Here is a 21280-nt window from a genome sequence, read left to right on the forward strand (position 1 = left end):
GCACCATGCCCGTCAGCCTTCGCGCATAATCCAGGTTAGATGCTCTAAGTGACCTTGACGGCGGACATCAGAGCGTTGCAACGCGGCTTCGGCCTCCAAGGTGGAGACACGCGCCGTGGGTTGATAGTTGAAGCCGCCATGACGGCCAAATGACTCAATCCCCCAGTCTTTAAGCACTTTGATGGCTTTCAATGCCTCCAGGTCCGCCCGCCCTCGATAAATCGGGTAGGCGTTCTCGAGAAATTGGTGTCCCTCAAGAATGAGATCGCCGGTGAAAAGCCGATTAGCGGTCACGTGGTTCCGAAAATCCTGCTCGGCATCGGCGACTATGCCATTAATATGAGTGGAAATTACTTCGACAGCAAAATATTCTCGATTACCTGCACGCCCATAGAAATCCGAGTAGACTGTCAAGCGCTTCCAGGCGCCCTCGTAAGAAAAATTATAGAGTATCGATTCGGCGAAGCCACGGTCGCCGGAAAAGCTAAAATACAAAGTGAGCAGTGTAATCGTCTGCAAGTTGTCTGATGTTGGTAGACCGCAGAGGCCTTCGATCTTCGGGATCGGGATCGTTGAAATGACGCGATCGGCCAGGATGGCTCCATCGTCCAGGCTGAGGCAGAAACCATCGCTGCGTCGTTCGAGGCGCTGCATCCTGGCACTTGTGACAATGGTTGCTCCGCGTGCGGCCAGTTGCGCAGCGGCGATCCCATAGAGTTTGCCGAAGCCCTCGCGTGGACGGGCAAGCTGACGGTTGGATGGCAGGGGGGACGGCTTGGACCGTACGAGGCGCGCCAGAACGGCTCGGAGCGAGCTGTGTTCGCTGATCCAGCCCATTCTTTTCCGGGCAAGTTCTATGCCGATTTGATCGGAGGGGACGCCGTAGAACCGCGTCATGTAGGAGTCGAGTCCGGATCTCTGCAGGAGTCGATCACCGATCCAGTATTGGGCGAATTCCTTGGCGTTCCTCATGGTGCGCCTGAAGAGCCGCGCATACAACACCGACCCGAGTATTCTCGAGATCTCGACGGGCCCCGCTGCCAGGATGTCATCCTTCACTGAGATCGGGTAGTCGGTGACGATCCCCTGCGGGATCAACCTGCTCCAGCTTGGCTCGATCGGGACATAATGCTCCAGCAGTTCGGGGAAATGCTGCAGCAGTGGCGAATCATCCTGAAAAATAAGGCTTCCGATATCGAATGTGTAATCGCCCGAAGACCAGTCGATGTGATTGCCGCCGACGTGGGCATATTCTTCGACAATGATCACGCGGCAACAGCCTTGATTCAACAACACGGAGGCCGATACCAATCCGGAAATCCCCGCGCCCAGCACAATCGCATCGCATCTGTTTGTCGCAGCAGTTGCAGACACGGGCGCAGATCCTTCCCTAATGGAGACCGGTTCGGTCGAATGACGTTCCTGCCTGCCGCCCCAAAGGAACAGCCAGCAGGCTTGCCGAGTTTTTGAGGCTAAGGAAGTGCCTGCCTACGATGTTACTGCCTGTCCTGCATCTCGGCTGGCCATCCGTATGGATATCCGCGCGCCATACCCAGCACCCTGGTGCAGCCCGGCTTGACGGGCTTGCTGTGGCCTGCCGTGCAGGATGGTCACGATCATGTCCTATACATGGTACAGTAAGAACTGATACAGAAAACTTCGGACGCAGCGATGCCCCTTAACTTCTAAAGCGAAAACTGCACAACGTCTACACTTTTAGGTGGCATAATCCACGCCTTGCAGCCAGCAAGGCGTTGAACGGCACGGCCTACGAGTGGGTCACCACTACCCTTTGGTCCGGACAAATACAAATCATGATAGTGCATGCCCGATATGAAATATTGGATGGTTTAAGAGGCGTTGCCGCCGTCGGGGTCATGCTTTTCCACCTATCAATAATCGGTCTTCCGCTCGCGCAACACGGTTATTTGGCCGTGGATTTCTTCTTTATCTTGAGTGGCTTTGTGATGGCCCACGCCTATGAGGCCAAGCTGACAACCATGAGATTTACCGCGTTTCTTCAGTTGAGGCTGATCAGGGTCCTACCGCTGAGCATATTTGGGCTTTTATTTGGAAGCCTGTATTTCGTCTTAAGGAATGCCTCGCAGAACTCTTCGATGTATAGTTTTGGTGATATCCTGTCCGGAACGCTGTTCAACGCTCTGCTTCTGCCAAAGCCCTGGATGACTCCGGCACCCACGGATACGATCTTTCCCTCCAATACGCCTCTCTGGTCTTTGTCTCTCGAGATGCTGGTCAATATTTTCTGGGCTCGCTCCCTTTTCAATGCCCGATCACACACCTTGGTTTTATCATGCTCTGTTCGGCAGCGGCGTTTGCGTTTTTCACCTTCTTTCATGGCACGGCCGACCTTGGAGCCACCTGGCCGACATACCTCGGCGGTCTGTCCAGGGCGGTGTTTGGATTTCTTGCCGGGATCATGATATGGCGCCACCGCGCCCTGACCGATAAACCTGCCCCATATGCCATACTGCCCATCCTGGCACTAATTGGCATCCTATTCGCACCGGACCTGAGCCCGCTTTTCGATATCCTTGCCGTGGTCGTCGTATTTCCGGCGATCGTGTTCTTTGCATCCTGCTCCGATCATGAGTTCAAAAGTTAAGGTTTCAGTTTTCTGGGCAACATCTCCTTTCCGCTTTATGTGGTGCATGTTCCGTTGCTGATGTTCGCAGCCGGCCTGGCGAAGCTGTTCGACATCGGCAACCACGTCACCATGATATCCGCGCTCGTGGTGCTGACCTGCATCGTCAGCGCATTCGTCCTGGATCGGTACTACGATCGCCCGTTGCGCAGATACCTGACCGGAAGGTGGTTGCAGTCCGGCAGGTCGTGATGCGCTTCAAAGGCGCCATCCGGCCTGATCCGCCATGCGGATCGCCGGTGCCGCTCAGCCAGCCGCGGCCGGGGGCGATCGGGCGCTTCGTCCCGCGCCGCCGTCTCACAGAGGATTTTTCGAACCCCGACCGCACGCGGCCCGCAGTCCGCCGCCCCATGATATGAGGGCGGCGCCAGGCCCGCCGACGGGCCCTGACTGAGCCATCGTCAGTGCCGTCACACCCGGGAGTTTGGATGCTAACCGTCAAGACCGTCAGAGGCGCAATGTTCCTTGCGCTGTCGCGCCTGATCGGCCGGCTCATCGACTTTCTCACGCTGCTCGTCCTCGCCAGGCTTCTCACCCCCGCCGACTTCGGCATTGCCGCCCTGGCCATGACGCTCGTCGCCACCATCGACATGGTGCTGGAAGTCCCGGTCACCCAGGCGCTCATACGGCTCAAGCACATCGACAAGTCGCACCTCGATACCGGCTTCACCATCGGCATCCTGCGGAGCTGCCTCCTGACGACGGTCATCCTCGCCCTGGCCTGGCCCTTTGCGATGCTCAACGGCGACCCGCACCTCGCCCTGATCGTGGCGTTCATGGCGGCCGGGCCGGCCGTGCGCGGCTTGGTCAGCCCGACCATGACCCACTTCCTGCGGGATCTCCGGTACTCCCAAACCGTGATCATCGAGGTATCCGGCAAGCTCTTCGGTATGACGGCGGCGATACTCGTCGTCCTGAACGGCGGCATGTACTGGGCCATTGTGGCGAATTATTTGGTGACCTCGGTCGCGGCCGTCGGCATTTCCTACATCGTCTCGCCCTACCGACCGGCCATCAGCCTCGCCCGGCTGTCAGACTTCTCCGGCTTTGTCGGCTGGCTCAGCCTGTCGCAGACCGTCGCTGCGCTGAACTGGCAGGGCGACCGGTTCCTGGTCGGCGTCCTCGCCGGCAAGGAATGGCTCGGCCGCTATGCGATCGCCAACGACCTGGCCGTCCTGCCGACGCAAAGCCTGATCGGTCCCGCCATGCAGCCGGTCATGGCCGCCTTCGCCAGGATCAATGCGGAGCCCGAGCGGCTGCGGCTCGCCTTCGTCAAGACCATGCGCTTCACGATGATGATCTCGACGCCCGCCTGCATTGGCATCGCGCTCACCGCCGACCTGCTGATCGAAACCCTGCTCGGGCCGAACTGGCAGGAAGCGGCGCCGCTGCTGCGCCTCCTGGTGCTGTCGGTGATGCCGGTCCCCTACTACCAGTGCCTCTATTCCCTCGGCCTGGCCCTGAACCGGACCAAGACGATCTTCCGCCTGAACCTCATCGATCTCGGCCTGAAGGGCCTGCTGCTGCCGGTCGGATTCTTCCTCGCCGCGGTCCCGGGGGCCTGCGTGGCCAGGATCCTCGTCTCCACAAGCATGGTCTGCTGCAACGCCCTGGTGGTGCGCCGCCTCCTTGGTCTCGGCATCCGGCAGCAGCTGCGGAGCCTCTGGAAGATCGCGGTGGCGATCACCGCCATGATCGTCGGTGTCATCCTCCTGCGCTACGCCCTCCGCCCGGCCGGGCTGCCGGCACTCGCCGAACTGCTGACGGTCTCGGCCGCGGGCGCGGCGCTCTATGGCGCGACGCTGGCACTGCTCGGGGAACGCTTCCGGCTCAACGCGCTGTAGCGCATCTCCGCCGACCGGCGCCCCGGGGTGCCACCGGCCTCCCGCCCACGGCCGACCGTCATGCCACCGTGGTTGAAATTAGGATATTTTTCCTCTACACTCCGCCCCCCCGGCCGCGGACACCCCACCCATGCCCATCCTCCCCGCCACCTTCCCAACCCGCGCCGACCTCATCCACCGCATCTCCCTCGCCCCCCTGACCAACCTCACCACCCCCACCCCCTGGGCGCCCCTCACCGACGCTGAATGGGACCACATCGCGCCCTTCCTGGCCGCCATGAACTGCGGCCTCAGCCTCTCCCGCCGCCCCGGCCGCCCGCCGGAGGACACCCGCGCCCGGCTCGACGCCATCTTCCGCGCCGTCACCCTGAAGCACCCGAAGGGCGGCCGCGGCTGCTGGTCCCAGCTCCCGGAAGGGCACGGCAAGCCGGATACCGTCAGCCGCACCTATCGCCGCTGGGCCCATGCCGACCTCTGGGCCCGCCTGCTGGTCGAGGTCGCCTGCCCCACCGCCGCCCCCGTCCTGCGGCGCCTCACCTATCTGGTCTGCTGCGCCTACCGCCGCGCCATCCGCCTCATGGGCACGCTCCGCGCCATCCTGCTGGCCCGCCGCGCCGGGCTGCATTCGGCCCTGCCCGGTCCGAGCTGCCTGCTGCCGGACCCGGATTTGTCCGAACACCTCTGGCCCCTCGTCCCTGCCATCCTCGACCGCGTCGTCGCCGAGCCCGGCTGGCGCCCGCCGCCCGGGGCGCTGCGCGGCCTGGCGGCGCTGCACCGCTTCGCCGCCGGCCGCCGCCGCCTCAGCCGCTGGATGGAGCCGGCCTGAGCGATGTTGCAGCGCGAAACCCCGCTTGATTTTGCCCGCAGGCCGCTTGCGCCTAGAACCGCGCGATGAACGCACCGCGCCCCATCGCCTTCTTCGACATGAAGGCCCAGCAGTCCCTCATCCGGGCCGAGATCGACGCCGGCATCGCCCGCATCCTCGACCACGGCCGCTTCATCCAGGGGCCGGAGGTGGATGCGCTGGAAGAACGGCTGGCCGCCTTCTGCGGCGCCAGGCACGCCGTCGGCGTCTCCTCCGGCACCGATGCGCTGCAGATCGCCATGATGGCGGAGGGCATCGGCCCGGGCGACGCCGTCTTCCTGCCGGCCTTCACCTACACGGCGACGGCCGAGGTCCCCCTCGTCCTCGGCGCCACGCCGATCTTCGTCGACGTCGATCCCGGCAGCTACAACATCGACCTCGCCGACCTCGAGCGCCGGCTGGCGCTGGTGCAGCGGGAAGGCCGCCTCCGCCCCCGCGCCGTCATCGGCGTCGACCTCTACGGCCTGCCCGCCGACTGGCCGGCGATCGAGGCGCTCTGCGCGAAGCACGGCATGTTCGCGCTCGACGACGCCGCCCAGGCCTTCGGCGGGGCGCTGGGCAACCGCCGCCTCGGCACCCATGGCCATGCGACGGCCTGCAGCTTCTACCCGACCAAGACGCTGGGCTGCTACGGCGACGGCGGCGCCATCGTCACCGACGACCCGGCCCGCGCCGAGCTGTACCGCTCGCTCCGCACGCACGGAGAGGGCAAGACCCGCTACGAGGTCCAGCGCACCGGCATGAACGGCCGCCTGGACAGCATCCAGGCCGCCATCCTGCTGGCCAAGCTGCCGCTGCTGGAGGGGGAGCTGAAGGCCCGCGCCCGGGCCGCCGCCTGGTACGAGGCGGCGCTCGCCGGCCACCTCCGCACCCCGCAGGTGGCCGAGGGCGCGACCAGCGCCTGGGGCATCTACACCATCGCCCTGCCCGATGCCGCCACCCGCGGCCGCGTCCAGGCCGCCATGCAGGCCGCCGGGGTGCCGGGCGCGATCTACTACCCGAAGCCGCTGCACCACCAGCCCGCCTATGCCGCCGCCCATGCCGGCGGCATCGCCGGCGGCCCGCCGCCGCTGCCGGTCTCGGAACGGCTCTGCGACCAGGTGCTGTCGCTGCCGATGCACCCCTACCTCGGCGAGGCGGATGTCGCCCGGGTCGCCGCCGCGGTGCTGGCCGGGCTGTCATCGCCGTGATCGCCGTGGTTCGCTCTTGAACCCGGGGGCCACGGCGCGCTTCCATGGCCGCTTCGGGTCATGGAGGCTCCAGGCGTGCCGCAGCCCCTTCGCCACCGCCGCCGCCCCCTCCTCGCCGCGGCCGCGGCGGCCCTCGCCGCCGGCCCGGCCCGCGCCGCCGGGGAGCCGGTCGATGTCCTGCTGGTGCTCGCCGTCGACGTCTCCCGCTCGGTCGACGAGGACGAGGCGCGGCTGCAACGGGAGGGCTATCGCAGCGCCGTCGCCGACCCGGCGGTGGTCGAGGCGATTCGCGGCGGCATGATCGGCGCGGTGGGCCTCGCCTATGTCGAATGGGCCGGCGCGGAGTACCAGCGCTTGGTCCTGCCCTGGCTTCGCATCGCCGGCGCCGCGGATGCCGCGGCCTGGGCGGAGCGGCTGGCCGAGGCGCCGCGCGCCTCGCTCTCCTGGACCTCGATCTCGGGGGCGCTCGACTTCTCGCTGAAGGTCCTGGCCGACGCCCCCTTCGAGGCGACGCGCCGGGTCATCGACGTCTCGGGCGACGGGGTGAACAACAGCGGCGGCCCGGTGGATATCGCCCGCGACCGCGTGGTGGCCGAGGGCATCACCATCAACGGCCTGCCCATCGTGAACGACCGCCCGACCTACGGCCGCATGCCCAGCGTACCGCTCGACGACTACTACCGGGACAACGTCATCGGCGGCCCCGGCGCCTTCGTCATCGTCGCCGAGGATTTCCTCAGCTTCGGCCTGGCGGTGAAGCGCAAGCTGATCCGCGAGATCGCCGGGATGCCGGGGCCGGCGGCCGGATGACTAGCGCTCGACATCCTCGATCGACAGCCCGAAGGCCGCCACGCCCTCGGCCAGCATGTCGCCGAGCATGTCCATGCCGACCAGGTACTGCCCGGTGCCACCGCCCTCGTTGCGCTCATGCGCCAGGCGCAGCGCCTCGTCCCATTCGTCCGGCGTGTAGTCGCCCCGTCCCGTCCAGGCGAGCGCAATCAGCGCGGCCTGCTCGTCCTGGTTCAGCCCCTCGATGAAGGCGACCAGGGTTTCCTCGGTCATGTCGTCCGGGTCGTCCTGGAGCAGCGCGGCCTCGCTGTCGTCGTCCTCGTCGAGCTGCTCCGGGTCGCCTTCCTCCAGGCCCTGGATGGCCCGGGCATGGTCCACGATGGTGGCCACGGTCTCCAGGCTGATGCCCAGATCGACATCATCGTCGTCGGTCAGTGGTGCCATGGCCTCGTGCTCCCCCTACAGCCGGCCGCGGATTCAGGCGGCTTGCGGCACTCTAACCCATCGGCCGCGCCGCGCATAAGCCACCGGAACGGCACGGGTTCCCCGCCCGACCGCCGGTCCGGACCGCGCATCCCAGGCCCGTGACACACGGCAGTGGCATGGAACACCCCATTCGCATCGACGTTCGCTGCAGACGGCATCTTCAGACTTCCCCCCAATGAAAGGCCGCAAGCTATGGATTTTCATCGCGGAAATTGGTTTTGCCGAACCCTCGGCGCGGTCGGCCTCGCCCTCGGCGTGGCGCTCCCCGCCGGCGCCGGCGAGCCTCAGCTGGACGTCCAGGCCCCCGCCCTGGTCGCCCCGAGTTTCGGCTGCGGCGCGGCGCCCACCACGGCGGCGCTGTTCAATACGGTTGCCGCCCACCGGCCGACGGCCCAGCGCCGCGCGCGGCGCCAGCACGCCGGGGCCGCGCGACGGGCCCCGCCTGCCCCCCCGCAGGCGGATCCGCAGCCGAGCCTCAGCCAGGCCTATTTCACCTGCTCCAGCACGCCGCTGATCGCCGTGCCGGTGGGCACGGGCTGGCTGGCGGTCGGGCCGCTCCGCCGCAGCTGAGGCGGCCGGTACCGCACCGGCGCGGTCCGCGCCATGCTGGCGGACCCAGAGAGGCCGCTGCATGACCCGCATCCTCGTCGTCAACAGCAACACCACCGAGAGCGTCACCGCTCGCATCGCCACCGCCGCCCGGGCCGTGGCGCCGCCCGGCGTCGTCATCGACTGCGTCTCCGCCCCCTTCGGCCTGCCGCTGATCGTCACCCGCGCGGATTGGCTGGTCGCCGGGCCGGCGACGCTGGCGGCGCTGGCCACCCGGCGCGGCGGCTACGATGCCGCGGTCATCGCCTGCTTCGGCGACCCCGGCCTGGATGCGGCCAAGGAATTGCTGGATGTCCCGGTGCTCGGCATCTCGGAGGCCGCCTTCCATGCCGCCTGCATGCTCGGCCGCCGCTTCGCCGTGGTCAGCTTCACCGCGGCGCTGCGGCCGATGTTCGAGGAATGCCTCGACCACCACGGCCTGCGGTCGCGCTGCTGCGGCTTCCGCATGGGCCCGGCCTTCAGCGGCGACCCCGGCACCGTCGCCGAGGACCGCCGCGCGCTGCTGATAGGCCTCTGCCGTGAGGCGGTGGAGCAGGATGGCGCGGAGGTGCTGATCCTGGCCGGCGGCCCGCTGGCCGGGATGGCGCCGCTGCTGCAGCCGCATGTGGCGGTGCCGCTGGTCGATGGCACCCAGGCGGCGGTGCGGCTCGCCGTGGCGCTCGCCGGCCTGGCGCCCCTGGACCAGCGCCGGCGCGCCCGGCCGCTGACCGGCTATGCGCCCGAGGTCACCAGGCTCTACGGCGGCTGAGGCCGGCTTCAGCCGGTGATCCGCGCCGGCTCCAAGCTGGCATAGACGTCGCCGCTGTTGGCCGCTGCGGCCAGGCCGGCGATCCACTCCGCCATGGCGGCGGCGGCCAGCGGGCCGGCATGGGCGAATTCCATGCCCTCGCCGAGGCAGGCGTTGAAGTGCCGGTAGCCCAGCGCCGCCAGGCGCTCGAGGCAGTCCCGCGCCACGCCGCGCTGGATGGTGGTGAACTCGAAGGACAGGGCCCGCGGCGCCGCCGAGAGCCCGGCCAGCGCCGCCGCCTCGTAGCCCTCGACGTCGATCTTGATGAACTCCGGCGGGCCATGCGCCGCCGCCAGCGCATCCAGCGTCACCACCGGCAGGACCAGCGCGGCGTCCCAGCGCTGGCCCTCCCAGCCCGGGGCGCCATCGGCGGCGGCGATGAACGCCGGGCTCGCCGTCGCCACGGTGGGGTTGGCGGTATTCAGCCGCAGCACCGCCTCCCCGGCGCCGGCGCCGACCAGGGCGGCGATGCGGGTGACGCCGGGGTCGCGGCCGAACATCAGCCGCAGCGCCCGGGCCAGCCGCGGCTGCGGCTCGACCGCCACCACCCGGGCGCCCAGCCGGCGGAAGCTGGCGCTGCGGTCGCCGACATGGGCGCCGATGTCGAAGGCCAGCTCGCCGGGGCCGAGGAAGCGGCGGTGGAAGGCATCCAGCGCCGCCGCCCGGCCCGGGGCGTAGTAGGTCCGCAGGCTCTGCCCGATGGCCGTCCTCACGCGGCGAAGACCAGCGCGGCGCCGCCGGCATGCTCCGGCGGCACCAGCAGCCCCTCGCCCCAGAGCCCGGGGGCCGGCAGGGCGGGAATCCCCTCGGCGGCCAGCAGGGCGGTGACGGCGGCATTGGCATCCCCGGTGCGGACCACCATCCCGGCGATGCAGGGCGAGGCCGGCGCCCGCACCCCCGGCAGCACGGCGGGCAGCGCCTCGGCGGGCAGGATCCGGAGGCTGGTCGGCAGCAGCGGCGCCTCCGGCCCGGCGGCGCCGGCGAGGCCGGGCAGCGCCAGCAGGTAGCCGCCGGCCGGGTCCGGCTCCAGCGGCAGGCCGGCGAGGCGGGAGAGGCGGGCGGCGGTCTCGGCCGGGGTGTCGCTGGCGAGGATGACCGATTCCAGCGCCACGGCGCCGTTGCGGTGGCCCATCCAGCGGGGGTCCCAGACCAGCTCCGCGGTCAGGTGGCGGATCAGCTGCAGCCGGCCCTCCGGCGCATCCGGCAGCGGCAGGCGGGCGAAGCGGGCGGTCGGGCCGCCGGCCTCGACCGGGCGTTCGAGCATGGAGATGCCGGGGATGGGGATGCCGGCCTGGCGCAGGCGGGCGAGGTTGGCGGCCTCGTCCTCCATGGCGAGGGCGATGATGTGGAGGCCGGCATAGCGGGCGAGGAAGCCGTCCAGCCCGTTGGCGAAGCGCCCGGCATCGAGGATGGCGATGAGTTCGATGTAGCCGTGCCGGAGGAAGGCGCAGCGGTTGCCGCTGCCGAAGAGCTCCACCGGCCCATCGGGGCTCCGCCGGCCGGACTGCTGGGCGACGGGCGAGAGGGCGAAGCCGAGCCGCTCATAGGCGGCGGTCAGCGGCCCGAGGTCGCGGGCGGCGACGCCGACGTGGTCCAGGGCGACGGCGGTGGTCATGCGCGGGGCGCCCCCGGCGGGTTCTCGTACTTGTCGAGCCGCCAGGCGGCGGGCTCGGCCGCGGCCTCGGCGTACCAGCGCGCGAGCAGCGGATGCGCGCGGACGGCGGCCATGTAGGCACGGGTCTCCGCCGCCAGCTCCGGCGCCCAGGTGAGGAAGCGCGTCACCACCGGGGCGTACATGGCATCCGCCAGGGTGAAGGCGGCGCCGCAGAGGAAGGGGCCGCCGGAAAGGGAGATCGCCTCCCGCCAGATGGCCTCGATCCGGGCGATATCGGCCAGCGCCTCGGGGCTGCGGCCGCCGCCGGCGAAGTCCCGGCCGAGGTTCATCGGCATGGCCACCCGCAGCCCGCGGAAGCCCGCATGCATCTCGGCCGCGATCGCCCGGGCATGGGCGCGGCGGGCGGGATCGGCCGGCCAGAGGCCGGGAGCCTGCTCGGCGCAGTATTCGGCGATGGCGATGGTCTCCCAGACCTTCACCCCGCGATGCTCGAGATAGGGGACGAGGCCCGCCGGGGTCGCCGCCCGGATCGCCGGGGACGGGCCCTCGCCCATCTCCAGCACCACTTCCTCCACGTCCAGGCCCGCCAGGTGGACGGCCAGCCAGCCGCGCAGGCTCCAGGAGGAATAGCGCTTGCTGCCGATGAAAAGGCGTCCGTCAGGCATGGCTCGGGGCTTCCGGGGCGAAGGTTGCGGCGATTTCCCTATCACGCCCCGCCCGCCGGGGCACCGCCCGCTTGCCCCCCGCGGCCTGCGGGTGTTTTTTAGGGCATCGGCCGGAGCCCCGCGATGAACGAGATGAACGTGCCGCGTCCCAATAACCTGGACGCGTACTGGATGCCCTATTCCGACAACAAGTACTTCAAGGCCAATCCGCGAATGATCGCGCGGGCCGAGGGCATGTCCTACTTCACCGCCGATGGGGCCGAGATCCTGGACGGCACCGCGGGCCTCTGGTGCTGCAACGCCGGGCATGGCCGGGTGCAGATCAAGGAGGCGATCCAGAAGCAGGCCGCCATCCTCGACTACGCCCCGACCTTCCAGCTCGGCCACCCCATCGCCTTCGAGGCCGCGGCGCGGATCGCCGAGCTGACGCCCGACGGCATGGACAAGGTCTTCTTCACCAACTCCGGGTCCGAGAGCGCCGACACCGCGCTGAAGATCGCCCTCGCCTACCACAAGGCCCGCGGCGAGAGCAGCCGCGTCCGCCTCATCGGGCGGGAGCGGGGCTACCACGGGGTCGGCTTCGGCGGCATGTCGGTCGGCGGCATCGGCGGCAACCGCAAGCAGTTCGGCGCCCTGCTGCCCTATGTGGACCACCTGCCGCATACCCATGGGATCGAGGCCAACCGCTTCGCCCGCGGGATGCCGGAGGAAGGCGCCCATCTCGCCGACGCGCTGGAGAACCTGGTCGCGCTGCACGGCGCCGAGACCATCGCCGCCGTCATGGTCGAGCCGATCGCGGGCTCGACCGGCGTGCTGGTGCCGCCCAGGGGCTATCTGGAACGGCTGCGGGCGCTCTGCACCAAGCACGGCATCCTGCTCATTTTCGACGAGGTCATCACCGGCTTCGGCCGCATCGGCACCAATTTCGGCGCCGAGCGGCTGGGCGTGACCCCGGACATCATGACCATGGCCAAGGGGCTGACCAATGCCGCGGTGCCGATGGGCGCGGTCGCGGTGCGGAACGGGGTCTACGACGCCATCGTGGAGGGGGCGCCCGGGGGCATCGAGCTGTTCCACGGCTATACCTATTCGGGGCATCCGCTGGCCGCCGCCGCCGCCATCGCCACCATGGAGCTGCACCGCGAGGAGGACCTGCCCGGCCGGGCGCGGGCCATCGAGCCGCTGTGGCAGGAGGCGACCCATAGCCTGCGCGACCTGCCGAACGTCATCGACATCCGCGACTACGGGCTGATCGCCGGCATCGAGCTGGCGCCGCGCGCCGGCAAGCCGGGGCACCGGGCGATGGAGGTCTTCCGCCGCTGCTTCGATGCCGGTGTGCTGATCCGGGTCACCGGCGACATCATCGCCCTCTCGCCGCCGCTGATCATCGAGCCGAAGCACATCGACCGGCTCTACGGCACCCTCGGCGAGGCGATCCGCGCCGAGGCGGCCTGAGGCGCCGGGGCCGCCGCACCGGGGCGCGGCGGCCCCTTCCCAGGCCCGTCCGGCGGCGGTGGCGCTCCGGGGCGGGGCCCGGCGGTCGCAAGGCGGCCACCCTTTGCCCTTCCGGCCCGGCCGCCCCATATTCCCGCCCGACCCGATCCACCCCCCCTTGCGGAGCCCCCGATGAGCGACGCCACCCCTGCCCCGACCCCTGCCGCGACCCCTGCCCCCGTTCCCGTCACCGTGCTGACCGGCTATCTCGGCGCCGGCAAGACCACCCTGCTGAACCGCATCCTCAGCGAGAACCACGGCAAGAAATTCGCCGTGGTCATCAACGAGTTCGGCGAGCTCGGCGTGGACAATGACCTCGTCGTCGATACCGACGAGGAGGTCTTCGAGATGAACAACGGCTGCATCTGCTGCACCGTGCGCGGCGACCTGATCCGCATCATCAACGGGCTGATGAAGCGGCGCGGCCGGTTCGACGGCATCATCGTCGAGACCACCGGCCTCGCCGACCCGGCCCCGGTGGCGCAGACCTTCTTCGCCGATGAGGACGTGAAGCGCTCGACCAAGCTCGACGCCATCGTGACCCTGGTGGATGCGAAGAACCTGCCGGCGCGGCTGGCCGACAGCAAGGAGGCGGTCGAGCAGATCGCCTTCGCCGACATCATCATCGTCAACAAGATGGACCTGGTGACGGATGCCGAGGCGACGGCGCTGGAAGCCCGGATCCGCGCCATCAACCCCTATGCCGAAATCCGCCGCAGCACCAAGTCCGAGGTGCCGATCGAGGCGGTGATCGGCCGCGACGCCTTCAGCCTGGAGCGCATCCTGGAGCGGGAGCCGGAATTCCTCTCGGGCGAGAACGAGCACGACCACGACGGGGACATCAACTCCGTCAGCTTCGAGGTCTCCCGCCCGATCGACCCCGAGCGCTTCAACGCCTGGATCAGCCAGCTGCTGGCCCAGAAGGGCCAGGACCTGCTGCGGACCAAGGGCATCCTCAGCTACGAGGGCGACGACCGCCGCTTCGCCTTCCAGGCGGTGCATATGATCGCCGACGGCGACTACATCGGCCACTGGAAGGACGGCGACCCGCGGAGGTCGAAGCTGGTCTTCATCGGCCGCGACCTGAACCGCCCGGTGCTGCGCCGCGGCTTCGAGGCCTGCCAGGTCGGGGACCCGGCGAAGGCGCCGGCCGAGGTCGAGGGCTGGAGCCCGGTATGAGCGAGAGCGAATACGCCGAGGCCGATTTCCTGCTGGCCGCGCGCGGCCATACCCAGGAGCTCGGCGCCTGGGTGGTGGACCTCGCCTTCAGCAAGGACGGCACCTGCGGCCTCGGCCTCGGCGACGGCACGGTGCGCATCGTGGCACCCGGCGGCACCGACTGGGCGACGGCCGCGGCGCATGACGGCGCGGTGCTGTCGCTGGTCGCCGATGCCAAGGACGGCTTCCTCAGCGGCGGCGACGACGGGCGGCTGGTGCGGACCGCGGCCGATGGGACGGTCAGCGAGATCGCCAGTCTCGGCACGATGAAATGGGTGGAGCATGTCGCGGCGCACGAGAGCGGCCTGCGCGCCGCCAGCGTCGGCAAGCTGCTGCATGTCTTCGACGCCAGGGGCGAGAAGCTCAAGACCCTGACGCACCCCAGTTCGGTCGGCGGCATCGCCATCGATGCCAAGGGCAAGCGCATCGCCGCCAGCCACTACAACGGGGCGAGCCTGTGGTTCGTCGCCGCCAGGGAGGACAAGCCGCGGGTGCTGGAGTGGAAGGGCAGCCACGCCGGCATCGTCCTCAGCCCGGACGGCACCCATGTGGTGACCGCGATGCAGGAGAATGCGCTGCACGGCTGGCGGCTGGCCGACAACCAGCACATGCGGATGTCGGGCTATCCCTCGAAGACGCGGTCCATGGCCTTCACCGCGCGCGGCCGCTGGCTGGCGACCAGCGGCGCCGACAGCGTGGTGATCTGGCCCTTCTTCGGCGGCGGCCCGATGGGCAAGGCGCCGACGGAACTCGCCGGCGGCGACGGCGTGCTGTGTTCGGCCGTCGCCTGCCATCCGCAGCATGAGGTGGTGGCCGCCGGCTTCGCCGACGGGCTGCTGCTGCTGGCCGAGATCGGCTCCGGCAAGATCGTGCCGGTGGCGCCGCCGGGCCATGGCGGGATCTCGGCCCTGGCCTGGAATGCCGCCGGCAGCCAGCTCGCCTTCGGGACCGAGACGGGCTTCGCCGGCATCGTGGACCTGGCGCGGCGCTAGAGCAGACCCCGGACGGGTGCCATCACCCGGAAGGGGTGATCTGCCCGCCAAAACAAAACCTAGCGCAGGTCCTGTGAGCCTTGGCGAACGGGACCTGCGCTAGACGTCCTTGAGGACGTCCCAGAGGTCGGCCTTCTGCTCGAAGCCGATCCCCGGGACGTCCGGCATGCGGATGCGGCTGTCCTCGACCGGCGTCGCATCGGCGAAGCCGCCGAAGGGGGCGAAGACCTCCGGGTAGCTCTCGTTGCCGCCGAGGCCGAGGCCGATGGCGATGTTCAGCGCGAACTGGTGCCCGCCGTGGGGGACGCAGCGGCGCGGCGACCAGCCGTGCTCCTGCAGCATCGCCAGGGTGCGGAGGTACTCGACCAGGCCGTAAGAGAGCGCGGGGTCGAATTGCAGAATGTCGCGGTCCGGGCGCAGCCCGCCGTGGCGGATCAGGTTGCGGGCATCGAGCATGGAGAAGAGGTTCTCCCCGGTGGCGAGCGGCCCGCTGTAGTGCTCGGCCAGGGTCGCATGCGTCGCGTAGTCGAGCGGGTCCAGCGGCTCCTCGTACCAGCGCAGCTTGTAGGGCTCGAGCGCGGCGCCATAGGCCAGCGCCGCATGCAGGCCGAAGCGGCCGTTGACGTCGACGCAAAGGCGGGAGCCGTCGCCGCCGAGCAGCTTGAGCACCGCCTCGATCCGGCCGACGTCCTCCTTCAGCGCGGCGCGCAGCGGCGTGCCGGGGGCGCCGCCGATCTTCATCTTCACCACGCTGTAGCCGAGGTCGAGGTAGCGTTGCATCTCCTCGACCAGCGCATCCTCGCCCTTGCCGGGGTAGTAGTAGCCGCCGGCGGCGTAGATCCAGGCGGTGTCGTCGGCCTCGCCGCCGCGGTAGCGATCGGCCAGCAGCCGCCAGAGCGGCTTGCCCGCGAGCTTGGCCGCGGCATCCCAGAGCGCCATGTCCAGCACGCCGACCGCGACGCTGCGGTCGCCATGGCCGCCGGGCTTCTCGTTCTTCATCATGCTCGCCCAGGCGCCGGCCGGCTCCAGCCCGCCGTCGGCATGGGACAACGCGGCCTCCGGCGTCTCCAGCAGGCGCGGGATGAAGCGTTCGCGAAGCAGGCCCGGCTGGGCGTAGCGGCCGTTGGAGTTGAAGCCGTAGCCGGTGGCGCTGCGCCCCGCGCCGTCCTCCACCGTCACCGCGACGACCGAGGCGGTCATCTTGGAGAAGTCGATGTAGGCATTGGCGATGGCGGAGGCGATCGGCACGACGCCGTCGCGGACCGAGGCGATACGCATGGCGTCGTGTCCCTTTGCTGCAGGGCCTGGTTGCTGGCCCAGCGGCGCCTCCTGGTCAAGGCCTCCGCGGCCGGGTCGTTTGGCGGCAGCTCCGAAGCCGGTCTACCCTTGCCGCGAACCGCCGGGAGGGCACGACCATGGACGAGCTGCTGTACGAGATCCGCGACGGGATCGGCTTCATCACCCTGAACCGCCCGGCGTCCCGCAATGCCCTGACCTTCCCGATGTATGCCCGGCTGCGCGAGATCGCCGAGGGCGCGGCGGCGGATGACGCGCTGAAGGTGCTGGTCATCACCGGCGCCGGCGAGAAGGCCTTCGCCGCCGGCACCGACATCAGCCAGTTCTCCCACTTCAAGACGCCCGAGGATGCGCTGGCCTACGAGGAGCGCATCGACGGCGTGCTCGTCGCGCTGGAGAGCTGCCCGAAGCCGACCATCGCCGCCATCTCCGGCGCGGCGACCGGGGGCGGCGCCGCCATCGCCGCGGTCTGCGACCTGCGGATCGCGGCCGCCAATGCCCGCATCGGCTTCCCCATCGCCAAGACGCTGGGCAACTGCCTGTCCATGGCCAACTACGGGCGGCTGGCCGCGCTGATCGGCCCCGCCCGGGTGCTGGACCTGGTCTATACCGCCCGGCTGATCGAGGCGGAGGAAGCCAAGGCGATCGGCCTGGTCTCCGAGATCCTGCCCGACCACGCCGCGCTGCAGGCCCGGGCCGAGGCGCTGGCGCGGACCATCGCCGGCCATGCGCCGCTGACGCTGCGCGCCACCAAGGAGGCGATGCGCCGGCTGCGGCTGGCCGCCCGGCAGGTGGAGGGCGACGACCTGGTGGCCATGTGCTTCACCAGCAACGACTTCCGCGAGGGCGTGGCTAGCTTCCTCGCCCGCAAGCCGGCGGTCTGGACCGGCACCTGAACCGGCCGCCTGCCCGTCCTCGCGAGATTGCACCGGCCTGCGGCGCTCCCGGTAACGAACCTGTCGCGTCCGTGGGCGCTGTGGCTATGCACGGACGGAGTTCAAACCTATGCGAAATGCAATCATCGCCACGGCCCTGGTCGGCCTGCTCGGCAGCGGGGCCGCCATTGCCCAGACCGCCGGCACCGGCATGCCGGGCCCGAATGCCCGCGGCACCCAGAACCAGCCCGGCGGTGGCGTCAACACTGGCCCCGGCGCGCCGACCTCGGCCACCCAGGGCGTCGGCCCTGGTGGCCGCGGCGCCCCGCCGGCCGGCAGCGCCAGCCCGTCCGGCCTCGGCTCCGGCACCGGCGGCAGCGCGCTGACCCCGGGCGGCGCCATTCGCCCCGGCAACCCGACGCTCGGCGGCCAGAACAACAGCGGCGGCGGCTGAGTCCCCGGGGGGGAAGGCCATCCTTCCCCCTCAACTCCCGGCGCGGATCCGCGCGGCGGCGATCACCCCGCCCCAGACCCGCCGGTCGGTGAGGATTTCCTCCCGATAGGCGGCGGCTGTCCCGGGCGTCGGCCGCCAGAACAGCGACGCCATCCGCGCCTGGACCTCGGGCCGGGCCATGACCCGGTTGATCTCCGCATTCCAGAAGGCGAGCCATGCCGGCGGCGTCCCGGCCGCGGCGACCAGCCCGTAGCCCACATCCCCGGTGAAGCCGTCGAGCGTCTCACGCACCAGCGGCACCTCCGGCAGCACCGGGTTGCGGGCCGGCGAGGCGAAGGCGATCGGCCGCAGCCGCCCGTCCCGGATGAAGGGCAGCGATTCCGGCAGCAGGCTGAAATAGAGGTCGGCATGGCCGGCCATGACATCCAGCAGCGCCGGCGTGCCGCCGCGGTACTGCACCGCCTCCATGCTGATCCCGGCCTCATGCGCCAGCCGCGCCGCCAGCAGGTGGGTCTGTCCGCCCGTGCCGGCATTGCCGATGTTGAGCCGGCCCGGATGCGCCTTCGCATGGGCGATCAACTCGGCCAGGCTGGCATAGGGCGCATCCGGCCGGCCGACCAGCACCATCGGCACCCGGATCAGGCTGGTCACCGGCGCCAGGGCGCGGTCGGGGTCGAGCGGCGGGACGAAGCCCGGCATCACCGGCGCCGTCGCCAGCACCGCGGTGGCCGCCAGCGCCAGGGCATGGCCATCGGCCGGAGTCTGGGCCACCGCCTGCAGGGCGATGAAGGTCCCGGCGCCGCTGCGGTTCTCGACCACCACGGCACGGCCCCCGAGCCTGGGGGCCAGCCCCTCGGCCAGCAGCCGCCCCAGCAGGTCCACCGTGCCGCCGGGGGCATAGGGGACGATCAGCCGGACGTCGTGGGCGATGGTCTGGGCTGGCGCGGTCCCGGCCAGGCCGGCCAGCAGCAGGGCAAGGGCGAGGCGAAGACGGCGCATCCGGCGGCTCCCGATCGCAGCATCGTCTAAGCTTACGAGAGCAACGCAGCCGGGCAAGGCGTGAATTGCCTTACATATCGGCACATCGAGGCCATTTGGCATGTATTAGACTATTTGTTGTTCTTTTTGCTGAAAATTTCGCCAGATCGAGCCCCGGCACGGCCTGCCGATTCTTCCGGCGTGAGGCAGGCGCCCTGCCCCGCTTTGCGCTATGCCGGAACAGCCGGGACCGACCGGCCAAAGAGACCGGAGGAAACCCCATGCCCAGCCGCCGCGCCCTGCTGGCCAAAGCCCTGATGGCGCCCGCCCTCATGGCCCCCGCCCTCGTCCGCGCCCAGCCCGCCTGGTCGCCCGGCCGCCCGGTCACCCTGCTGGTCGGCTTCGCCCCCGGCGGCGGCACCGACATCATCGCCCGGCTGCTCGCCCCGGCGCTGCAGGCCGAACTCGGCCAGCCCATCGCGGTGGAGAACCGCCCCGGCGCCAGCGGCACCATCGCCGCGCTGGCCGGCACCCGGGCGCCGCCGGATGGCCACACCGTCTACATGTCGACCGTCAGCGCCTCCGCCGTGGTGCCGCCGCTGATGGCGCCGCCGCCCTTCGACATCCACCGCGACCAGACCGCCATCGGCCTCGCCGCCACCGTGCCGCTGGTGGCGGTCGTGCCGCTTTCCTCCCCGGCGCGCGACCTGGCGGGGCTGATCGCCCAGGCCCGGGCCAATCCGGGGGCGCTGAACTACTCCTCCTCCGGCGTCGCCACCCAGCAGCATCTGGCGGCCGAGCTGCTGGCGCGCGCGGCCGGGGTGCAGATGACGCACGTGCCCTTCCGCGGCACCGGCCAGGCGGTGACGGAGATCCTCGCCGGGCGCATCGACCTCGCGATCGACACCTTCCCCACCTACCTGCCGCATATCCGCGGCGAGCGGGTGCGGGCGCTGGCGACCACCATGCCCGGGCGGATCGACTGGCTGCCGGATCTGCCGACCGTCGCCGAGAGCGGCTTCCCCGGCTTCGACGCCAATGTCTGGTACATGCTGATGGGCCCGCCCAACCTGCCGCCGGCGATCCGCGACCGCTGGTCCGCGGCGCTGAACAAGGCGCTGGCCGAGGCCACCCTGCGCCCGCGCATCCGCGATGCCGGCTTCATCCCCGGCGGCGGCACCAGCGCCGAGGCCGCGGCGCTGCTCGGCCGCGATGCGGAACGCTACGCCGCGCTGATCCGCGAGGCCGGCATCCGCATCGAGTAGCCTCCGGCCCGCCGCGCGGGGGCGGGCCGGGGCGGTGCCGCTAGGCCCGGCCGGCGAAGACCTCGCGCAGCCGCGCGCCGGCATAGGATTGCGCGACCACCGCATCCTGCAGCACCGGCGCCGCGCCGAAGAACTCATGCGTCGCGCCGGGGAAGCTGCGGGCATCCGTCTGCACCCCGGCGGCGCGGAGCTTGCCCACCAGCCGCTCGCCGCCCGAGCGCAGCGGGTCGATTCCGGCGATCACCACAGTGCAGCGCGGCAGGCCGGCGAGGTCGGCGGCGCGGCCCACGTCCAGCCGCGGGTCCTGCAGGTCGCTCGGCCCGCGGGTGTAGTTCTGCACGAACCACAGCACCGCGGCGCGGCTCAGCGGCTTGGCATTCTCCTGGTCGCGCATGGAAGGCGCGTTCACGTCGGTATCGGCCACCGGATAGATCAGCAGCAGATGCGCCGGCCGCCCCGCCGGGCTGGCCCGCAGCGCCATGCCGACGGTCAGCGCCAGGTTGCCGCCGGCGCTCTCGCCGGCGACGGCGATGCGGTTCGGGTCGCCGCCGAGGGTGCGGCTATTGGCCACCAGCCACTGGTAGGCGGCGACCGCATCCTCATGCGCCGCCGGGAAGCGGTGCTCCGGCCCCTGGCGGTAATGCACCGAGACGACGATGGCGCCGGTCTCGGCCGCCAGCGCCCGGGCCGAGGCGTCGTAGGTGTCGAGGTCGGCGATCACCCAGCCGCCGCCGTGGAAATAGAGGATCATCGGCGCCGCGCCATTGGCCCGGCGCTCGCCGTAGATGCGCGCCGGCAGCGGCCCGGCGGCGCCCTGCACCTGGATGTCCTGCACCATCGCCACCGGCCGCGGCGCGAGGTCCATCCCGCGGCGGCGCTGCACCGCCTTCACCGCATCGGCCATGCTCGGCTGCCGCCGCGCCTCGGCCGGGGTGAGGCTCTCGAGGGGCTTCGGGCCGAGCGCGGCATAGGCCTGCAACAGCTCCGCCATGTCGCCCGCCGCCAGGCCGGTCGGGTCGGGCATCCGCGCGATCGGGCTCTGGCAGGCGGCGAGGCCGAGCAGGGAGCCGGCGAAGGCGCGGCGGGACCAGGGAAGCATCATCGTCACAGGCTGTTCTCCGATGGATATTATCCCGCAACGCGGCGCCGCCGGGCCGGTTCGCGGCCTCGGCCGCGGCGGTGGAGGCTCGCCT

Annotated in this window: 23 protein-coding genes; 14 read left to right on the forward strand and 9 right to left on the reverse strand. The window is 70.2% G+C overall.

The annotated features are described in order from the left end of the window. Nucleotides 1-12 precede the first annotated feature (12 nt). The gene (locus QWZ14_RS20850; protein WP_290318792.1) at nt 13-1374 is read right to left on the reverse strand and encodes an FAD-dependent oxidoreductase; all 1362 of its coding nucleotides are present in this window, start codon (nt 1372-1374) and stop codon (nt 13-15) included. A 380-nt stretch (nt 1375-1754) separates the two neighbouring features. Here QWZ14_RS20850 and QWZ14_RS20855 point away from each other — a divergent pair, with 380 nt between their 5' ends. Further along, the gene (locus QWZ14_RS20855; RefSeq protein WP_290318793.1) at nt 1755-2444 is read left to right on the forward strand and encodes an acyltransferase family protein; all 690 of its coding nucleotides are present in this window, start codon (nt 1755-1757) and stop codon (nt 2442-2444) included. 74 nt (nt 2445-2518) lie between these two features. On the opposite strand, the gene QWZ14_RS32105 is transcribed toward QWZ14_RS20855, so the two are convergent. Further along, entirely contained in the window at nt 2519-2731 is a 213-nt protein-coding gene (locus QWZ14_RS32105; RefSeq protein WP_377753343.1) for a hypothetical protein, read from the reverse strand. Between QWZ14_RS32105 and QWZ14_RS20860 the strand changes: the two genes are divergently transcribed. The 5 genes from QWZ14_RS20860 to QWZ14_RS20880 all read left to right on the forward strand — a co-directional run bounded on the left by QWZ14_RS20860 (nt 2687) and on the right by QWZ14_RS20880 (nt 7374). Continuing rightward, nucleotides 2687-2857: a hypothetical protein gene (locus QWZ14_RS20860; RefSeq protein ID WP_290318794.1), complete on the forward strand. Its 171-nt coding sequence runs from the start codon at nt 2687-2689 to the stop codon at nt 2855-2857. The two genes, QWZ14_RS32105 and QWZ14_RS20860, sit on opposite strands and share 45 nt — an antisense overlap. Nucleotides 2858-3159: 302 nt before the next feature. Next, a complete protein-coding gene (locus QWZ14_RS20865) occupies nt 3160-4509 on the forward strand; it encodes an oligosaccharide flippase family protein (RefSeq protein ID WP_408903734.1) in 1350 nt (449 codons plus the stop codon). A 130-nt stretch (nt 4510-4639) separates the two neighbouring features. After that, the gene (locus QWZ14_RS20870; RefSeq protein ID WP_290318796.1) at nt 4640-5335 is read left to right on the forward strand and encodes a transposase; all 696 of its coding nucleotides are present in this window, start codon (nt 4640-4642) and stop codon (nt 5333-5335) included. A 65-nt stretch (nt 5336-5400) separates the two neighbouring features. Continuing rightward, the gene (locus QWZ14_RS20875) at nt 5401-6564 is read left to right on the forward strand and encodes a DegT/DnrJ/EryC1/StrS family aminotransferase (protein ID WP_290318797.1); all 1164 of its coding nucleotides are present in this window, start codon (nt 5401-5403) and stop codon (nt 6562-6564) included. 75 nt (nt 6565-6639) lie between these two features. Next, nucleotides 6640-7374 (forward strand): DUF1194 domain-containing protein, encoded by a 735-nt coding sequence (locus QWZ14_RS20880; RefSeq protein WP_290318798.1) that lies wholly within the window; start codon nt 6640-6642, stop codon nt 7372-7374. Here the strand turns inward: QWZ14_RS20880 and QWZ14_RS20885 are convergent, their stop codons facing one another. Then, nucleotides 7375-7797, reverse strand: coding sequence for a DUF3775 domain-containing protein (locus QWZ14_RS20885; protein ID WP_290318799.1), 423 nt, complete (start codon nt 7795-7797; stop codon nt 7375-7377). It abuts the gene before it with no gap. 234 nt (nt 7798-8031) lie between these two features. On the opposite strand from QWZ14_RS20885, the gene QWZ14_RS20890 reads away from it, so the two are divergent. Further along, nucleotides 8032-8409, forward strand: a complete 378-nt coding sequence (locus QWZ14_RS20890; RefSeq protein WP_290318800.1) for a hypothetical protein — start codon at nt 8032-8034, stop codon at nt 8407-8409. 61 nt (nt 8410-8470) lie between these two features. Then, a complete protein-coding gene (locus QWZ14_RS20895) occupies nt 8471-9196 on the forward strand; it encodes an aspartate/glutamate racemase family protein (RefSeq protein WP_290318801.1) in 726 nt (241 codons plus the stop codon). A gap of 8 nt (nt 9197-9204) precedes the next feature. Here the strand turns inward: QWZ14_RS20895 and QWZ14_RS20900 are convergent, their stop codons facing one another. Genes QWZ14_RS20900 through QWZ14_RS20910 form a run of 3 tightly spaced genes read right to left on the reverse strand, consistent with a single transcriptional unit; the run spans nt 9205 to nt 11515 of the window. Then, the gene (locus tag QWZ14_RS20900; RefSeq protein ID WP_290318802.1) at nt 9205-9948 is read right to left on the reverse strand and encodes an FkbM family methyltransferase; all 744 of its coding nucleotides are present in this window, start codon (nt 9946-9948) and stop codon (nt 9205-9207) included. After that, a complete protein-coding gene (locus QWZ14_RS20905) occupies nt 9945-10850 on the reverse strand; it encodes a VOC family protein (protein ID WP_290318803.1) in 906 nt (301 codons plus the stop codon). The genes QWZ14_RS20900 and QWZ14_RS20905 overlap by 4 nt, the downstream gene beginning before the upstream one ends. Further along, complete coding sequence (locus QWZ14_RS20910) at nt 10847-11515, reverse strand: glutathione S-transferase (RefSeq protein WP_290318804.1); 669 nt, start codon at nt 11513-11515, stop codon at nt 10847-10849. The genes QWZ14_RS20905 and QWZ14_RS20910 overlap by 4 nt, the downstream gene beginning before the upstream one ends. 132 nt (nt 11516-11647) lie before the next feature. Here QWZ14_RS20910 and QWZ14_RS20915 point away from each other — a divergent pair, with 132 nt between their 5' ends. From QWZ14_RS20915 to QWZ14_RS20925, 3 genes are all read left to right on the forward strand, one after another. Continuing rightward, entirely contained in the window at nt 11648-12970 is a 1323-nt protein-coding gene (locus QWZ14_RS20915; RefSeq protein WP_290318865.1) for an aspartate aminotransferase family protein, read from the forward strand. Nucleotides 12971-13141: 171 nt separating this feature from the next. Next, nucleotides 13142-14188 carry a CobW family GTP-binding protein gene (locus tag QWZ14_RS20920; RefSeq protein ID WP_290318805.1) on the forward strand — a complete coding sequence of 349 codons (1047 nt, stop codon included), beginning with the start codon at nt 13142-13144 and terminating at the stop codon, nt 14186-14188. Further along, nucleotides 14185-15219: a WD40 repeat domain-containing protein gene (locus tag QWZ14_RS20925; RefSeq protein ID WP_290318806.1), complete on the forward strand. Its 1035-nt coding sequence runs from the start codon at nt 14185-14187 to the stop codon at nt 15217-15219. Before QWZ14_RS20920 ends, QWZ14_RS20925 begins: the two co-directional genes overlap by 4 nt. A 99-nt stretch (nt 15220-15318) precedes the next feature. Here the strand turns inward: QWZ14_RS20925 and QWZ14_RS20930 are convergent, their stop codons facing one another. Next, nucleotides 15319-16497, reverse strand: a complete 1179-nt coding sequence (locus QWZ14_RS20930) for a mandelate racemase/muconate lactonizing enzyme family protein (RefSeq protein WP_290318807.1) — start codon at nt 16495-16497, stop codon at nt 15319-15321. A gap of 137 nt (nt 16498-16634) precedes the next feature. On the opposite strand from QWZ14_RS20930, the gene QWZ14_RS20935 reads away from it, so the two are divergent. Continuing rightward, nucleotides 16635-17411, forward strand: coding sequence for an enoyl-CoA hydratase (locus QWZ14_RS20935; RefSeq protein ID WP_290318808.1), 777 nt, complete (start codon nt 16635-16637; stop codon nt 17409-17411). A gap of 109 nt (nt 17412-17520) precedes the next feature. Next, nucleotides 17521-17844: a hypothetical protein gene (locus QWZ14_RS20940; RefSeq protein ID WP_290318809.1), complete on the forward strand. Its 324-nt coding sequence runs from the start codon at nt 17521-17523 to the stop codon at nt 17842-17844. A gap of 30 nt (nt 17845-17874) precedes the next feature. On the opposite strand, the gene QWZ14_RS20945 is transcribed toward QWZ14_RS20940, so the two are convergent. After that, nucleotides 17875-18843, reverse strand: a complete 969-nt coding sequence (locus QWZ14_RS20945) for a Bug family tripartite tricarboxylate transporter substrate binding protein (RefSeq protein WP_290318810.1) — start codon at nt 18841-18843, stop codon at nt 17875-17877. Between the two features lie 260 nt (nt 18844-19103). Here QWZ14_RS20945 and QWZ14_RS20950 point away from each other — a divergent pair, with 260 nt between their 5' ends. Next, on the forward strand, nt 19104-20087 hold the full coding sequence (locus QWZ14_RS20950) for a Bug family tripartite tricarboxylate transporter substrate binding protein (protein ID WP_290318811.1): 984 nt from the start codon (nt 19104-19106) through the stop codon (nt 20085-20087). 40 nt (nt 20088-20127) lie between these two features. On the opposite strand, the gene QWZ14_RS20955 is transcribed toward QWZ14_RS20950, so the two are convergent. Next, nucleotides 20128-21189, reverse strand: a complete 1062-nt coding sequence (locus tag QWZ14_RS20955; protein WP_290318866.1) for an alpha/beta hydrolase — start codon at nt 21187-21189, stop codon at nt 20128-20130. Between the last annotated feature and the right edge of the window lie 91 nt (nt 21190-21280).

Source organism: Paeniroseomonas aquatica, assembly GCF_030409335.1.
In the GTDB taxonomy this organism is placed as follows: Bacteria; Pseudomonadota; Alphaproteobacteria; order Acetobacterales; family Acetobacteraceae; genus Belnapia; species Belnapia aquatica.

Coding starts and splice junctions, on each gene's coding strand:
- QWZ14_RS20915 (WP_290318865.1), top strand. CDS start 11,648: ATGAACGTGCCGCGTCCCAATAACCTGGACGCGTACTGGATGCCCTAT.
- QWZ14_RS20895 (WP_290318801.1), top strand. CDS start 8,471: ATGACCCGCATCCTCGTCGTCAACAGCAACACCACCGAGAGCGTCACC.
- QWZ14_RS20860 (WP_290318794.1), top strand. CDS start 2,687: ATGTTCGCAGCCGGCCTGGCGAAGCTGTTCGACATCGGCAACCACGTC.
- QWZ14_RS20930 (WP_290318807.1), bottom strand. CDS start 16,497: ATGCGTATCGCCTCGGTCCGCGACGGCGTCGTGCCGATCGCCTCCGCC.
- QWZ14_RS20910 (WP_290318804.1), bottom strand. CDS start 11,515: ATGCCTGACGGACGCCTTTTCATCGGCAGCAAGCGCTATTCCTCCTGG.
- QWZ14_RS20945 (WP_290318810.1), bottom strand. CDS start 18,843: ATGCGCCGTCTTCGCCTCGCCCTTGCCCTGCTGCTGGCCGGCCTGGCC.
- QWZ14_RS20890 (WP_290318800.1), top strand. CDS start 8,032: ATGGATTTTCATCGCGGAAATTGGTTTTGCCGAACCCTCGGCGCGGTC.
- QWZ14_RS20905 (WP_290318803.1), bottom strand. CDS start 10,850: ATGACCACCGCCGTCGCCCTGGACCACGTCGGCGTCGCCGCCCGCGAC.
- QWZ14_RS20875 (WP_290318797.1), top strand. CDS start 5,401: ATGAACGCACCGCGCCCCATCGCCTTCTTCGACATGAAGGCCCAGCAG.
- QWZ14_RS20885 (WP_290318799.1), bottom strand. CDS start 7,797: ATGGCACCACTGACCGACGACGATGATGTCGATCTGGGCATCAGCCTG.
- QWZ14_RS20940 (WP_290318809.1), top strand. CDS start 17,521: ATGCGAAATGCAATCATCGCCACGGCCCTGGTCGGCCTGCTCGGCAGC.
- QWZ14_RS20925 (WP_290318806.1), top strand. CDS start 14,185: ATGAGCGAGAGCGAATACGCCGAGGCCGATTTCCTGCTGGCCGCGCGC.
- QWZ14_RS20870 (WP_290318796.1), top strand. CDS start 4,640: ATGCCCATCCTCCCCGCCACCTTCCCAACCCGCGCCGACCTCATCCAC.
- QWZ14_RS20920 (WP_290318805.1), top strand. CDS start 13,142: ATGAGCGACGCCACCCCTGCCCCGACCCCTGCCGCGACCCCTGCCCCC.
- QWZ14_RS20950 (WP_290318811.1), top strand. CDS start 19,104: ATGCCCAGCCGCCGCGCCCTGCTGGCCAAAGCCCTGATGGCGCCCGCC.
- QWZ14_RS20935 (WP_290318808.1), top strand. CDS start 16,635: ATGGACGAGCTGCTGTACGAGATCCGCGACGGGATCGGCTTCATCACC.
- QWZ14_RS20955 (WP_290318866.1), bottom strand. CDS start 21,189: ATGATGCTTCCCTGGTCCCGCCGCGCCTTCGCCGGCTCCCTGCTCGGC.